Raw genomic sequence first — 13,906 nt, forward strand, 5'->3', positions numbered from 1 at the left:
GGTGCGTCCAAGGGCCATGCGTATCCACGGCGAGCCCGATGACCGCATCCGACCCGAACCCACCGCGCGCCGGCGCCCGTTGATCACCGTCCTGGCGATCGTCGGGGTGCTCGGCATCGGCGGCGGCGCCTGGGCGCTGCAGGGCGACGGCGACGAGGGATCACCCCGTTCGAGCGCCGCAGACCCGAGCGCACCCGCGCAGATCGAACCGGCCGCCCCCGGCGGCGCGGCGAGCGGCGCCCCGCCCGCCGCCCCGAGCGACGCCGCCCGGGCCCGACCCGGCGCGCCCGGCGGCGACAGCGGCTCGGGCCCCGACACCTCGACGTCCTCCCCCGTGCTGCCCGGGGCCGCTCCGCACACCTATCACCCGGCCCAGCCCAATACCCGCTTCAGCCGCTACACGGTGGCCCCCGACGGCCGCGCCCTGACCGCGTGGTTGTGGGGCGGCCAGTGCGAGAGCGACCGCCTGGTGGTCGCGAGTGATACGGCCGACGCGGTGGCCGTGCGGGTGGAGGTCACCCGGACCGGCGACGTATGCACCGACATGGCCGTCGAGAACAAAGCCGACGTGATGCTTCCCACACCGCTGGGCGCCCGCCGACTCGTCGACGCCGAGACCGGCGCGACCATCACCCCGGGCGGCAACCCCTTCACCGCCGGCTGACCGCACCCGCCCCGGACCCACACACGACGACGCCGCGCCGGCCCCTGCGGGCCGACGCGGCGTCGAGTTCGGGACGGGTCCCGACAGGATCAGTGGAACGAGTCGCCGCACGCGCACGAACCGGCCGCGTTCGGGTTGTCGATCGTGAAGCCCTGCTTCTCGATGGTGTCGACGAAGTCGATCGTGGCGCCGCTCAGGTAGGGCGAGCTCATCCGGTCGGTGACCACGGAGACACCGTTGAAGTCGGCCACGACATCGCCGTCGAGCGAGCGCTCGTCGAAGAACAGCTGGTACCGCATGCCGGAACAACCGCCGGGCTGGACGGCCACGCGCAGCGCGAGATCGTCGCGACCCTCTTGCTCCAGCAGAGTCTTGACCTTGGCCGCCGCCTCATCGCTGAGGAGGATGCCACCGGTCTTGGTGGTCTCGTCCTGGACAGTCATCTGCAAGCTCCCACGTGGTGGTTCGACATTCGTACGCCACTTCCACCGTCGGCAACCGATGGTGGCTCGGCCCTATTCCCACATCATGCTTCGGGCCCTCGCGTTTTACTCATGGTCGCACACCCCCACTCTCGTCAACCTGACATGAACAGGATAGGATGATTAATGTCAAGTAGACGAAAAGAGGTGCGCGCAGTGACCGCGACACACGATCTGGACCTGCCGCCGGGGGTGCGGCCGACGCCGCTCGCCCTGCTGATGCTCGGGCGCGCCGCCGACGCGCGCAGCGAACGCGGCGTCGAGTGTCCCGGCGACCTTCCCTCGCCCTCCGACCCGAACCTGGTGGCCCGGGCGCGCGCGGCCAAGGAGAAGCTCGGCGACAAGGTCTTCATCCTGGGTCACCACTACCAGCGCGACGAGGTGATCGAGTTCGCCGACGTGACCGGCGACTCGTTCAAGCTCGCGCGCGAGGCGGCGGCCCGGCCCGACGCGCCGTACATCGTCTTCTGCGGTGTGCACTTCATGGCCGAGAGCGCGGACATCCTCACCTCCGACGAGCAGCAGGTGATCCTGCCCGACCTGGCCGCGGGCTGCTCGATGGCCGACATGGCCACCTCGGAGCAGGTCGAGGAGTGCTGGGACGTGCTCGCCGAGGCGGGCATCGCGGACGTGACCGTGCCGGTCTCGTACATGAACTCCTCGGCCGACATCAAGGCGTTCACCGGGCGCAACGGCGGCACGATATGCACGTCGTCCAACGCCAAACGGGCCCTCGACTGGGCCTTCGAGCAGGGCGAGAAGGTGCTCTTTTTGCCCGACCAGCACCTCGGCCGCAACACCGCCGTCCTGGAGCTGGGGCTGAGCCTGGACGACTGCGTGCTGTACAACCCGCACAAGCCGAACGGCGGCCTCACCGTCGAGCAGCTGCGGGCGGCGAAGATGATCCTGTGGCGCGGGCACTGCTCGGTGCACGGCCGGTTCGACGTGAGCTCCGTCGAGGAGGTGCGCGAGCGCATCCCCGGGGTCAACGTGCTGGTCCACCCGGAGTGCCGACACGAGGTGGTCACCGCCGCCGATCACGTGGGCTCGACCGAATACATCATCAACACGCTGGACGCCGCCGAGCCGGGGTCCGCGTGGGCGATCGGCACCGAGCTGAACCTGGTCCGCCGGGTCGCCGCGGCGCATCCGGACAAGCAGGTCGTCTTCCTCGACAAGACGGTGTGCTTTTGCTCGACGATGAACCGGATCGACCTGCCACACCTGGTCTGGGCCCTGGAGTCGCTGGTCGAGGGCACCGTGGTCAACCGCATCCGGGTGGACGCGGAGACCGAGAAGTTCGCCAAGGTCGCGCTGGACCGCATGCTGGCCCTGCCCTAGGCGCCCGCCCACCGCGGGCCCCGACGGCGGATCGTCGCCGGGCGGCGCGGACGGTGTACCGACGTGAGCGAGCGGTGTGTCCCGGAAGCCCCGGGGCACACCGCCCACACGCAGCACGGAAGAGCGATGGTCTGGTCAGCCCGGGATCAGGCCGTCCGCACTCAACATCTTCCTGACCTCGTCCACATGCGCGTCCTCCGCCGGCAGCAGCAGGTCGGAGGGCACGATCTCGTCGTCCGGCACCGGGGTGCCGAGGTCGCGGACCCTGGACAAAAGCGCCGTCAGCCCCGCGTGGAAGGCGGCGTCGTCGCCACCCTCGATCGCGGCCTGAAGCTCCTCGTCGAGCCGGTTGAGCGCATCGAGATGCTCCTCCGCGACGTCGAGCTGGCCCTCACCCACGATCCGCACGATCATGTGCCTTCTCCCTGCTTGTCGAACCGCGGCCGGGGCTGACCCGGGCCGATCGCCGGCGGCGGGGTGCCTCCGGACAGCTCGGCCTTCATCCGCTCCAGCTCCAGTTCCACATCCGACGTGCTGGACAAACGCTCCAGCTCGGCGGTGATGTCGTCCTTCGCCATCCCCGTCGGGTCGTCGAGCGCGCCCGAGGCGAGCAACTCGTCGATCGCGCCCGCACGGGCCTGCATCTGCGCGGTCTTGTCCTCGGCCCGCTGGATCGCGAGCCCGACGTCGCCCATCTCCTCGGAGATGCCGGCGACCGCGCCACCGATCCGCGCCTGGGCCTCGGCGGCCGTGTAGGTCGCCTTGATCGTCTCCTTGCGGGTGCGGAAGGCGTCGACCTTGGCCTGCAGTCGCTGCGAGGCAAGGACGAGCTTCTCCTCCTCCGCCTGGAGGTTCTGGTGTTGGGTACCGAGATCCGAGATCTGCTGCTGCACACCCGAGCGGCGCATCAGCGCCTCGCGGGCCAGATCCTCGCGACCGAGCGCCAGCGCCTTGCGGCCCTGGTCCTCGAGCTTGCCCGACTGCTGCTGCAGACCGGTCATCTGCAATTCGAGCCGCTTGCGGGAGGTCGCCACATCGGCCACACCCCTACGCACCTTCTGCAGCAGTTCGAGCTGCTTCTGGTACGAGTAATCGAGCATCTCGCGTGGATCCTCGGCCTTGTCGAGGGCCTTGTTGGCCTTCGCGCGGAAGATCATCGCCATTCGCTTCATTACACCGCTCATGGGCCTCGCGTGCCCCCTTCGTAGGCAACCCGTGCTGCTCCCTGAAGCCTAAATGCCCAAGCGACCTTGTGGCAGCAGGGCTTTGCCTCACTTGACGTGTTCCCGCCCGCGAGAGTTCCGGATCGTCCTCGTGCCCGATTCGGGGAGCGTTGAAATCTCCCGCCCCTCGAACACGTAGGCTTTGACCGTGTTCCGACGACGTTCCCACGCAGAGCCCGAGACCGCCGAGCAGTCCCTGGAGCGTCTCCAGGGCGAGTCGGCCGTCCGGGACCCCCAGGCCCCGAAGGGCCGCCCCACGCCCAAGCGCTCCGAGGCCCAGGCCAACCGCAAGACCAAGGTGTCCGTCCCCAAGGACCCCAAGGCGGCGCGCAGGCAGGCCCGGCTGCGGATGCGCGAGGAGCGCGAGACGCAGCGCCAGGCGCTGCTCACCGGCGACGAGCGGGCGCTGCCGGCCCGCGACCGGGGGCCGCTGCGCCGGTTCGCCCGCGACTACGTCGACGCGCGCTACACGGTCGGCGAGTTCTTCCTGCCCTCGGCCGTGATCATCCTGATCCTGAGCATCCTGCCCAGCCTCGCGATCAAGAACTTCTCGCTCTTCCTGTGGATCGCGGTGATCCTGCTGATCATCCTCGACTCGGTCCGGGTCAACATGGGCCTGAAGAAGGCGTTGCGGGCGAAGTTCCCGAAGGAGAACCTCAAGGGCGTCACCCCGTACGCGCTGATGCGCTGTCTCCAGCTCCGTCGGCTGCGGTTGCCCAAACCGCAGGTCAAACGAGGCGAGAAGGTCGCATGACGACGATCACCGGGCTGAGCGGCGACCTGCACACGCAGGTCCGCCGCGAGTTGGTGGCCCGCCAACTGGCCGAGCACATGACGAGCCTGCGCGACCGCGGTCCGCTGCGGGTGCTCGACGTCGGCTGCGGGCCGGCCTCGCCCGGCATCCTGCTCGCCCGTGCGGGACACATCGTCACCTCGGTGAACACCGACACCGACGTGCTCACCGCGCTGCACGAGGACCTGGCCCGGGAGTCGGCCGACGTGCAGGGGCGGATGCGGCTGGTCGAGGGCGACGGCGCCGAGGCCGGCCGGCACTTCCCGCCGGGCAGCTTCGACCTGGCCATCTGCCACGACGTGCTGGAGGCCCAGCCCGAGCCCGACGGCATGCTCGCCGCGCTGGCCCGGATGATGACGCAGGGCGGGCTGATCTCGGTCACCTCGCGCAACGCCGGCTCGCTGGCGATGCGCGCCGGCGCCGCGGCACAGTGGACCGCGACGCTCAAGGGCCTGTCCGCGACCACGTACCCCAACCCGGCCGGCGGCACGCTGCGCGCGGACACCGTCGACGGGCTGTGCACGGTGCTCGCGGACCTGGGCGCGCCGGTCCTGGACTGGTACGGCGTGGGCGTCTTCAGCGGCCTCCAGCCCGACGACGCCGAGCCGCCGCGCGGCCAGAAGGCGTGGACGAACCTGCTCGCCTGCGAGGAGGACGCGTCGCGCCGCGACCCGTACCGCCTGATCGCGCCGGTCCTGCACCTGGTCGCCGAGAAGACCGTGCGCTAGGACGCGCCCGGGCTTCGGGGGGGCGGGCCGACACGTCGGGAGCCCGGTGTCCCGTCGTGGGACGGGTGTGTCCGGTGATGCGGAAGATCGTCGCGCGGGTGTCCGACATAGGGTGTTCGCATGGACTTCCGACACCTCGGCCGCAGTGGTCTCGTCATCAGTGAGATCGCCTACGGCAACTGGCTCACCCACGGCTCCCAGGTGGAGGAGGACGCGGCACTCGCATGTGTGCGGGCCGCGCTCGACTGTGGCATCACCACCTTCGACACCGCCGACGTGTACGCGGAGACGCGCGCGGAATCGGTGCTCGGCCGGGCACTGAAGGGCGAGCGCCGCGAGGGCTTGGAGATCTTCACCAAGGTCTACTGGCCCACCGGTCCCGGTCGCAACGACCGGGGTCTGTCGCGCAAGCACATCCTCGAGGCGATCGACGGGTCGCTGTCACGCCTGGGCACCGACTACGTGGACCTGTACCAGGCCCACCGCTTCGACTACGCGACGCCGCTGGAAGAGACCATGCTGGCCTTCGCCGACGTGGTCCGCGCCGGCAAGGCGTTGTACATCGGGGTCTCCGAGTGGAACGCCGAGCAGATCCGCGCCGCCGCCGAACTCGCCCGCGAGTTGCGGGTGCCGCTGGTCTCGAACCAGCCGCAATACTCGATGTTGTGGCGGGTGATCGAGGCCGAGGTGGTGCCGGCCTCGGAGGAGCTGGGGCTCGGCCAGATCGTCTGGTCGCCGATCGCGCAGGGCGTGCTCACCGGCAAGTATCTGCCGGGGCAGCCGCCGCCGGCCGGGTCGCGCGCCACCGACGACAAGGGCGGCCAGGACTTCGTCTCGCGGATGCTCACCGACGACGTGCTCACCCGGGTGCAGCAGCTGCGCCCGCTGGCCGACGAGGTCGGTCTCTCGCTCGCCCAGCTCGCCGTCGCGTGGGTCCTGCAGAACCCGAACGTGTCGGCCGCGATCATCGGCGCGTCCCGCCCGGAGCAGGTGCGGGAGAACGTCAAGGCGGCGGGCGTCCGGCTGGACGAGAGCCTGCTGACCAAGATCGACGTGATCCTGGACCCGGTGGTCAACCGCGACCCGGCGCTCACCCTGAGCCCGAGCACGCGTCCGTAGCCGAACCGCCGGAGGGCGCGGCCCGGGCCGCGCCCTCCGGCGTGTGCGATCGGCGCGGTCCGCCGCGCGTGGTCAGCCCTCGGCCGCGCGCAGACTCATGTGCTCGTAGACGACGGCGTCGTCCTCCAGCAGGCTCACCTGCTCGATGCCCGCCGCGAGCAGGTCCTTCCAGGTCTCGCCGAGCCAGCTCTCGGCGTCCGACTGGTTGGTGAAGTCCTCGGCCTCCGGGCCCTCGACGGGGGCACCGTCCGCGTCCTCATACCGCCACACCCACGACATGTCGGGCTCCTCATCTGGGATCTCGGACCGTGAAAAGACCTGCACAGTAGATCAAGCCCACCCACCTCATAGCCAGGAGCTCGACGACACCCATGGAGCTGACGCTGCTCGGCACGGCCGGTCCCAAGGGCTGGCCCCAGCCGTTCTGCACCTGTGCCTCGTGTCTGGGGAGCACCGGGCCGGCGGTGCGCGGACCCGCGTGCGTGCTGCTCGACGGCACGCTGCTGCTCGACTGCGGTCCAGAGCCCGCGCACGCCGCCGCGCGGGCCGGGTACCCGCTGACCGGGGTGCGACGGTTGTTGCTGAGCGGTCCGGCCGAGGCCGCCCCGCTGGCCTGGCTGCCGGCGGCGGGGCTCGACGAGGTGGCCGCGCCGTCCGCGCCGCCGGCCTGGTTGCCGGCTCCCTCGGCGGGCGGGCCGAGGTGGCGACGGGTCGCGGCGGGTGACACGTTCGAGGTGGACGGTCGGCGAATACGGGTGTTGCCCGGCGGGACTCCCGGACGGGTCGCCTACGAGGTGATCGGGGCCGACGGCACGCGGCTGCTGTACGTGCCGCCCTCGACGCTGCCGCCGGAGGCCGAGGCCGGCCGGGCCTGGACGCGCGAGGGCGGGCACTACGACGTGGTGTTGCTCGACGTGGTGTCGTGGCCGGAGCGGCTGGCCACGCTGCGGCGCGACGGCGCGGTCACCGAGGACACCGACGTGCTGGCGATCCATCTGTCGCACGAGTCGCCGCCGGGCGAGGAGCTGCACCGCCGGTTGGCCGCGTGGGGCGCTCGCGCGGTGCCGGACGGCGGTGTGGTGCGGGTCGGCGCCGACCCCTCGCCGAGGCCGCGTCCGCATCGCACGCTCGTCCTGGGCGGGGCCCGCTCGGGCAAGTCGGCGGAGGCCGAACGGCGCCTGGCGGCTTGTCCGGACGTGCTCTACGTGGCGACCGGCGGCACCCGGGAGGGCGATCCGGAGTGGGCCGAGCGGGTCGCGCTGCATCGTGATCGCCGACCGGACACCTGGGGCACCGCCGAGACGGTGGAGTTGACGGCCCTGCTCGCGACGGCGCGTCGGCCGCTCCTGGTGGACTGCCTGTCGTTGTGGCTGACCGCGGTGATGGACGCGCACGGCGCGTGGGACGACGACGCGTGGGCGGACGGCGGCGCGCGCGAGGCGGTGCGGGCCGACGTCGCGGCGCTGGCCGCCGCGTGGCGGGCGTGCCGCGTCCCCGTGGTCGGGGTGAGCAACGAGGTGGGCAGCGGGGTGGTGCCGGCAACCTCCGCCGGCCGCCGCTTCCGCGACGAACTGGGCCGTCTCAACGCGACGATCGCGGCCGAATCCGACGAGGTCCTGCTGGTCGTGGCAGGCCAGGTCCTCACCTTGCGCACCCTCCCGAGCCAAGCCAAACACGCCGCCCCCTAACCCCAACCCCGAAAACCCACGAAGCAAGCAAGCGGGCGAGCGGGCGAGCGAGTGGGCGAAAGCGCGACCGGGGCCGGTGTTGCGTAATCGCTCGCAACGGCTCCGAACGGGCCTGCGGGCGTGATCGGCGGGACCCCTACGCCGTATGACCGCAGCCTTCGACCGCAACGCAACGGGTGAAGCGCGCGGGTGAACCAACCCGGACACACCGAGGCGCAACCACCGCGCCGACGACAACTACCCTGACCAGGTGACAATCGACCTCGACTCCCTGGCCGCACAGGTGGAGCGCCCGGACGACGACGCCCGCGCACGCGTCCGCACACACCTGGCCGACCTCGCGGGCGCCCCGAGCGCGTACGGCCGACTCGAAGAGCTGGCGATCCGGTACGCCTCGATCCGGGGCGGCAAGACCACCGCGCCCATCGGCGCCCCCCGAGTGGTGCTGTTCGCCGCCGACCACGGCGTAGCCGCGCACGGCGTATCGGTCCGCCCGCCCGGCTGGACTACGCGCGAGGTGCGGGCCACCCTCGCCGGCACCACGCCCGCGGCCACGTTCGCCGCCGCGCTCGACACGCCGATCCGGGTCGTCGACATCGCCGTCGACGCCGAGCCCGATACCTTCCCCGAGCCGATCGCACGCCACCGGATCCGGCGCGGATCCGGCGCGCTGGACAGCGCGGACGCGCTCGCTCCCGGCGAGGCCGAGGCGGCGTTCCGGGTCGGGACAGAGATCGCCGACGCCGAGATCGACTCCGGCGCCGACGTACTGCTGCTGGGCTCCCTGGGCGCGGCGGCCACCACCCCGGCCGCCGTCCTGATCGGCGCGCTCACCGGCATGGACGCGGCGGCGGTGATCGGCCGCGGCTCCGGCATCGACGACGCGACCTGGATCCGCAAGTGCGCCACCATCCGCGACGCGCTGCGCCGGGCCCGGCCCGTGCTCGGCGATCCGATGCGGCTGCTCGGCGTCAGCGGCGGGGCCGACTTCGCCGCGATGACCGGATTCCTGCTCCAGTGCTCGGTCCGCCGCACGCCGGTGCTGCTCGACGACGTCTCCACCGCCGCCGCGGCCCTGGTCGCCCAGCGGATCTCCTACCGCGCGCCCGACTGGTGGCTGGCCGGCCACGTCACCCCCGAGCCCGGCCACGTCAAAGCGCTGGACCGGCTCGCCCTCGAACCCGTCCTGGACTACCGGGTCCGCGGCGGCGAGGGCGTCGGCGCGCTGCTCGCGCTCCCGGTGCTGCGCGCGGCGGTCGACCTGGTGGCCCGGGTGCAGCCCACCCCGTGAGCGCCGGTACCACCTCGGCCGGGCTGCGCCTGGCGTTCGGCATCCTGTCGGTGATCCCGGTCGAGGTGGAGCGGGTGGACCGCCCGGTGGCCGGCCGCGCGATGGCCTGCGCGCCGCTGGTCGGCCTGGTCCTGGGCGGCCTCGCCGCGGGTGTCCTGGCCCTCGCCGACCGGGCCGGCACCGGCGCGTTCACCGCCGCCGCGCTCGCCGTCGCCACCCTGGCCCTGCTCACCCGCGGGCTGCACCTGGACGGCCTGGCCGACACCGCCGACGGCCTGGGCTCGGCCAAGCCCGCCCCGGACGCGCTGCGCGTCATGAAGGCGTCCGACATCGGCCCGTTCGGCGTGCTCGCCCTGCTCTTCCTGGTCCTGATCGAGATCGGCGCGCTGAGTCGGCTCGGGCGACACGGCGACGGATCGGCCGCCGCCGCCCTGGTGTTCGCGGTGGTCACGGGCCGGGTCGCGCTGTCCATCGCGTGCGGCCGGGGCGTACCGTCCGCACGTCCCGACGGACTCGGGGCGATGGTCGCCGGCACCGTCGGGCGCGGCGTGCTCCTCGCCTGGTCGCTCGTCCTGGTCGCCGGCGCCGGCCTGTACGGCCTCGTCCGGGACCCGGCCGAGGCACTGCGCGCGCTGGGCGCGGCGATCGCCGGACTCACCGCCGCCGCCCTGCTGTTGCGGCACACCACACGCCGGTTCGGCGGCATCACCGGCGATGTGCTGGGCGCCGTCGTGGAGACCGCCGGATGCGTCGCGCTGGTGGTCCTGTCCACTGGCTGAGACGTTTGCCGGGAAGGCGTGAAATGCTGAGGGCGAACGTATCTTCCATACGGCTCGTCACCGCTCGACGAGGCATCCCGAGCAAGGATCGCCGCGTCGGTGCCCCACCGATCGTGCGGGCACTCAGCACCTCCGAGAGATGAGAGACAGGACACTCGTGACCACACTGAGTATCGGCTCCACCGCGGCCCTTTCCCTGCGCGCCGACGTTCTCGTGATCGGCGCCGTCAAGGGCAAGGACGGCGCCGTCCTGGCCGAGGGCGCCGAAAGCGTCGACGCGGCGCTCGACGGCCGGCTCACCGCCACCCTGTCCGCGGTCGACGCCACCGGGGCCGAGGGCGAACTACACCGGGTGCCGACGTTCGGCGCGGCCAAGGCCCCGCTCGTGCTGGTCGTCGGCCTGGGCGAGCAGCCCGCCGACGGCTTCGCGCACGAGACGCTGCGCCGCGTGGGCGGCACCGTGGCGCGGGCGCTCGCGGGCGTCAAGAAGGCCGGTGTGGCGCTGCCGTTGGCCGGTGCGGAGGCGGTGGGTGCGTTCGGGGAGGGCGTGCTGCTCGGCGCGTACTCCTTCGAGACCTACCGGGAGAAGTCGCGCGAGGGCCGCAAGGACGCGGTCAAGGACGTCGTGCTGCTCGGCCAGAAGGCCAACAAGGCGGCCAAGGCCGCCGCGGAGCGCGCCGCGATCACCGCGGAGAGCGTGAACCACGCCCGCGACCTGGTCAACACCCCGCCGAACGACCTGAACCCGAAGGACTTCGCCGCGATCGCGGTGGACACCGGCAAGAACGCCGGCTTCAAGGTCGAGGTACTGGACGACAAGGCGCTCGCCAAGGGCGGTTTCGGCGGCATCCTCGGCGTCGGCCAGGGTTCGGCCAACAGGCCGCGCCTGGTCCGCCTGGGATACACGCACCCCAAGGCCAAGCGCACCATCGCGCTGGTCGGCAAGGGCATCACCTACGACTCGGGCGGCATCTCGCTCAAGCCGGCCGGGTCCAACGAGACGATGAAGATGGACATGGGCGGCGCGGCGGCCGTCCTGGGCGCGGTCACCGCGGTGGCCCGGCTCGGCCTCGAGGTCAACGTGACCGGCTGGCTGGCGCTGGCGGAGAACATGCCCTCGGGCACCGCGATCCGCCCCGGCGACGTGCTGCGGATGTACGGCGGTCGCACCGTCGAGGTGCTGAACACCGACGCCGAGGGCCGCCTGGTGCTCGCCGACGCGATCACGCGCGCGTGCGAGGAGTCGCCGCAGATGCTGATCGACGTGGCCACGCTGACCGGCGCGATGATGGTCGCCCTGGGCAACGACATGTACGGGATCATGGCCAACGACGACACCTTCCGCGACGCGGTGTACGACGCGGCGACGCGGGCGGGCGAGCAGGCCTGGCCGATGCCGCTGCCGGCCGACATGCGCAAGCAGATGGACTCGCCGATCGCGGACCTGAAGAACATGGGCAACTCGCGGATGGGTGGCGGCCTGATCGCCGGCATCTTCCTCCAGGAGTTCGTCGCCGAGGGTGTGCACTGGGCGCACCTGGACATCGCGGGCCCGGCGTTCCACGAGGGCGAGGCCGGCGGCTACCGGGCCAAGGGCGGCACGGGCGTCGCGGTGCGTTCGCTGCTCCAGGTCGCGCAGGACGTGGCGGACAACCGGATCTGACCCGGACGCGGGACGGCGGTCCGGTCCGGGCGGGGCACGCAGGCGCCCCGGCCGGACCGGCCGTACCGCGCCGGCGTGCGCCTCACCCGCGCACGGCGCGGCGGCGAATCGGGTCAGGAACCGCCGCCGGACTGCCGTCGGGTCCACTCGCGCATGCGCTTGGGATAGCCCACCAGGGCCGCCTCGTACACCGGGATGCCGAGCTTGCGCGCGAGGGAGCGCGCCGCCGCGGGGTCGGCGACCCGGCGCCGGGTCCACTCCCCCGTATCGGCGATGAACACCACGGTCGTGCCGCTCAGCGTGGTCACCGGTTCGATGTACGCCTCGACACCCTTGCGGCTGCGCGCGAATTCGCTGAGGTGGCCGGCCGTCGCGGCGGCCTGCTTACGATCGGGCGCGTCCGTGCCGGTACCGCGTTTGCGTCGGAACAGCCCCACGGGGATTTCCTTCCTGTCGTTCGCGCGTTCGCCCGCGTCCGTCCTGCGCGGACGCCGGGATCGTGCCGGAACAACGAGTCGCGAGGGTGTGTTGTGCCCCCGACCCGCCATTTCGGTGCGGCCCCTGTGGGACAGGCAACACCGGGGCGGAGTGCCGGGTCGCCTCCGACAAGTGGGAGGATGTTGTACCGGCACTTGAGACCTTCCACAAGAAGGGGGTGCCGCCCGCCGCGTACCGCGCGGGTCGGCATCGCAATCACAGGAGGACGTGACGTGGCGAACGACGCCGGAGCCGTTTTCGATGTAGTCATTCTCGGCGGCGGGAGTGGCGGCTACGCGTGCGCCCTGCGCGCGGCCGAACTCGGTATGCGCGTCGTCCTCGTCGAAAAGGGCAAGCTCGGCGGCACGTGTCTGCACAACGGCTGCATCCCGACCAAGGCGCTGCTGCACGCCGGCGAGGTCGCGGACCAGACGCGCGAGAGCGAGCAGTTCGGCGTCAAGTCGACCTTCGACGGCATCGACATCGCCGCGGTGCACGCGTACAAGGACGGCGTGATTTCGCGCCTGTTCAAGGGCCTGACCGGGCTGATCGCGAGCCGCAAGATCACCGTCGTCGAGGGCGCCGGGAAGCTTGTGTCGCCGACCGCGGTCGAGGTGAACGGGCAGCGCTACGAGGGTCGACACGTGGTACTGGCGACCGGCTCGGTGCCGAAGTCGCTGCCGGGCCTGGAGGTCGACGGCAACCGCGTGATCAACAGCGACCACGCGCTCGTGCTGGACCGGGTCCCGCAGTCCGCGGTGGTACTGGGCGGCGGCGTGATCGGCGTCGAGTTCGCCAGCGCCTGGAAGTCCTTCGGTGTGGACGTGACCATCGTCGAGGCGCTGCCGCACCTGGTCGCCCTGGAGGACGAGGCGAGCAGCAAGCTCCTGGAGCGCGCCTTCCGTCGTCGCGGCATCAAGTTCGAACTCGGCGCGCGCTTCTCCGGTGTCGAGTACACCGACGCGGGCGTTCGGGTCTCGCTGGAGAACGGCAAGCAGATCGAGGCCGAACTGCTGCTCGTCGCCGTCGGCCGCGGCCCCGTCTCGGCGGGCCTGGGCTACGAGGAGGCCGGCGTCGCGATGGACCGCGGCTACGTCCTGGTCGACGAGTACTGCGCCACCAACGTGCCGACGATCTCGGCCGTGGGCGACCTCATCCCCACCCTTCAACTCGCCCACGTCGGCTTCGGCGAGGGCATTTTGGTCGCCGAGCGGATCGCCGGGTTGAACCCGGTGCCGATCGACTACGCGGGCGTGCCGCGCGTGACCTACTGCGACCCGGAGGTGGCGTCGGTCGGCCTCACCGAGGCGCAGGCGGTCGAGCGTTACGGTTCGGACAAGCTCGCGTCGATCAGCTACAGCCTCGGCGGCAACGGCAAGAGCCAGATCCTCAAGACGACCGGCCAGGTCAAGGTCGTCTCGGTCAAGGACGGCCCGGTCGTCGGCATCCACATGGTCGGCGCCCGGATGGGCGAGCTGACCTCGGAGGCCCAGCTGATCTACAACTGGGAGGCCCTGCCGGCCGAGGTCGCCCAGCTCATCCACCCGCACCCGACGCAGTCCGAGGCGCTTGGCGAGGCCCACCTCGCGTTGGCGGGCAAGCCTCTGCACGTCCACGACTGACGACGCGCCCCTATCGCGCCCCGTCATCCAAGACCC

General features: G+C 71.8%; 15 protein-coding genes. 10 read left to right on the forward strand and 5 right to left on the reverse strand.

The genetic code is table 11. The features are described from left to right. The first annotated feature begins 16 nt into the window (after positions 1–16). Positions 17–664: a hypothetical protein gene (locus ACFRCG_RS18485; protein ID WP_380032719.1), complete on the forward strand. Its 648-nt coding sequence runs from the start codon at positions 17–19 to the stop codon at positions 662–664. 89 nt (positions 665–753) lie between these two features. On the opposite strand, the gene ACFRCG_RS18490 is transcribed toward ACFRCG_RS18485, so the two are convergent. Beyond that, positions 754–1,107 (reverse strand): iron-sulfur cluster assembly accessory protein, encoded by a 354-nt coding sequence (locus ACFRCG_RS18490; RefSeq protein ID WP_020553010.1) that lies wholly within the window; start codon positions 1,105–1,107, stop codon positions 754–756. Positions 1,108–1,272: 165 nt separating this feature from the next. Here ACFRCG_RS18490 and nadA point away from each other — a divergent pair, with 165 nt between their 5' ends. Continuing rightward, a complete protein-coding gene (gene nadA, locus ACFRCG_RS18495; protein WP_380032721.1) occupies positions 1,273–2,487 on the forward strand; it encodes a quinolinate synthase NadA in 1,215 nt (404 codons plus the stop codon). Positions 2,488–2,622: 135 nt separating this feature from the next. On the opposite strand, the gene ACFRCG_RS18500 is transcribed toward nadA, so the two are convergent. Further along, positions 2,623–2,901, reverse strand: coding sequence for a hypothetical protein (locus ACFRCG_RS18500; RefSeq protein ID WP_380032723.1), 279 nt, complete (start codon positions 2,899–2,901; stop codon positions 2,623–2,625). Beyond that, the gene (locus ACFRCG_RS18505; RefSeq protein WP_078977522.1) at positions 2,898–3,671 is read right to left on the reverse strand and encodes a PspA/IM30 family protein; all 774 of its coding nucleotides are present in this window, start codon (positions 3,669–3,671) and stop codon (positions 2,898–2,900) included. Before ACFRCG_RS18505 ends, ACFRCG_RS18500 begins: the two co-directional genes overlap by 4 nt. Before the next feature lie 187 nt (positions 3,672–3,858). On the opposite strand from ACFRCG_RS18505, the gene ACFRCG_RS18510 reads away from it, so the two are divergent. The 3 genes from ACFRCG_RS18510 (at position 3,859) to ACFRCG_RS18520 (ending at position 6,350) form a co-directional block, all read left to right on the forward strand. Next, positions 3,859–4,464, forward strand: coding sequence for a DUF3043 domain-containing protein (locus ACFRCG_RS18510; RefSeq protein ID WP_380032725.1), 606 nt, complete (start codon positions 3,859–3,861; stop codon positions 4,462–4,464). Beyond that, complete coding sequence (locus ACFRCG_RS18515) at positions 4,461–5,231, forward strand: class I SAM-dependent methyltransferase (RefSeq protein WP_380032727.1); 771 nt, start codon at positions 4,461–4,463, stop codon at positions 5,229–5,231. Before ACFRCG_RS18510 ends, ACFRCG_RS18515 begins: the two co-directional genes overlap by 4 nt. A gap of 120 nt (positions 5,232–5,351) precedes the next feature. Then, positions 5,352–6,350, forward strand: coding sequence for an aldo/keto reductase family protein (locus ACFRCG_RS18520; RefSeq protein WP_380032729.1), 999 nt, complete (start codon positions 5,352–5,354; stop codon positions 6,348–6,350). Positions 6,351–6,422: 72 nt separating this feature from the next. Here ACFRCG_RS18520 and ACFRCG_RS18525 read toward each other — a convergent pair whose 3' ends face one another. Then, the gene (locus ACFRCG_RS18525; RefSeq protein WP_078977518.1) at positions 6,423–6,629 is read right to left on the reverse strand and encodes a hypothetical protein; all 207 of its coding nucleotides are present in this window, start codon (positions 6,627–6,629) and stop codon (positions 6,423–6,425) included. Positions 6,630–6,721: 92 nt separating this feature from the next. Between ACFRCG_RS18525 and ACFRCG_RS18530 the strand changes: the two genes are divergently transcribed. The 4 genes from ACFRCG_RS18530 to ACFRCG_RS18545 all read left to right on the forward strand — a co-directional run bounded on the left by ACFRCG_RS18530 (position 6,722) and on the right by ACFRCG_RS18545 (position 11,771). After that, on the forward strand, positions 6,722–8,038 hold the full coding sequence (locus tag ACFRCG_RS18530; RefSeq protein ID WP_380032731.1) for a bifunctional adenosylcobinamide kinase/adenosylcobinamide-phosphate guanylyltransferase: 1,317 nt from the start codon (positions 6,722–6,724) through the stop codon (positions 8,036–8,038). 250 nt (positions 8,039–8,288) lie between these two features. Then, entirely contained in the window at positions 8,289–9,329 is a 1,041-nt protein-coding gene (locus tag ACFRCG_RS18535) for a nicotinate-nucleotide--dimethylbenzimidazole phosphoribosyltransferase (protein WP_380032733.1), read from the forward strand. After that, on the forward strand, positions 9,326–10,108 hold the full coding sequence (locus ACFRCG_RS18540) for an adenosylcobinamide-GDP ribazoletransferase (RefSeq protein WP_380032735.1): 783 nt from the start codon (positions 9,326–9,328) through the stop codon (positions 10,106–10,108). The genes ACFRCG_RS18535 and ACFRCG_RS18540 overlap by 4 nt, the downstream gene beginning before the upstream one ends. Before the next feature lie 157 nt (positions 10,109–10,265). After that, positions 10,266–11,771, forward strand: coding sequence for a leucyl aminopeptidase (locus ACFRCG_RS18545; RefSeq protein ID WP_380032737.1), 1,506 nt, complete (start codon positions 10,266–10,268; stop codon positions 11,769–11,771). Positions 11,772–11,884: 113 nt separating this feature from the next. Here the strand turns inward: ACFRCG_RS18545 and ACFRCG_RS18550 are convergent, their stop codons facing one another. After that, on the reverse strand, positions 11,885–12,208 hold the full coding sequence (locus ACFRCG_RS18550; RefSeq protein ID WP_380032739.1) for a hypothetical protein: 324 nt from the start codon (positions 12,206–12,208) through the stop codon (positions 11,885–11,887). A 273-nt stretch (positions 12,209–12,481) separates the two neighbouring features. Between ACFRCG_RS18550 and lpdA the strand changes: the two genes are divergently transcribed. Beyond that, a complete protein-coding gene (gene lpdA, locus ACFRCG_RS18555) occupies positions 12,482–13,870 on the forward strand; it encodes a dihydrolipoyl dehydrogenase (protein WP_380032741.1) in 1,389 nt (462 codons plus the stop codon). Positions 13,871–13,906: the final 36 nt, after the last annotated feature.

Origin of the sequence: Embleya sp. NPDC056575, assembly GCF_042793325.1 — a bacterium.
Lineage (GTDB): Bacteria > Actinomycetota > Actinomycetes > Streptomycetales > Streptomycetaceae > Embleya.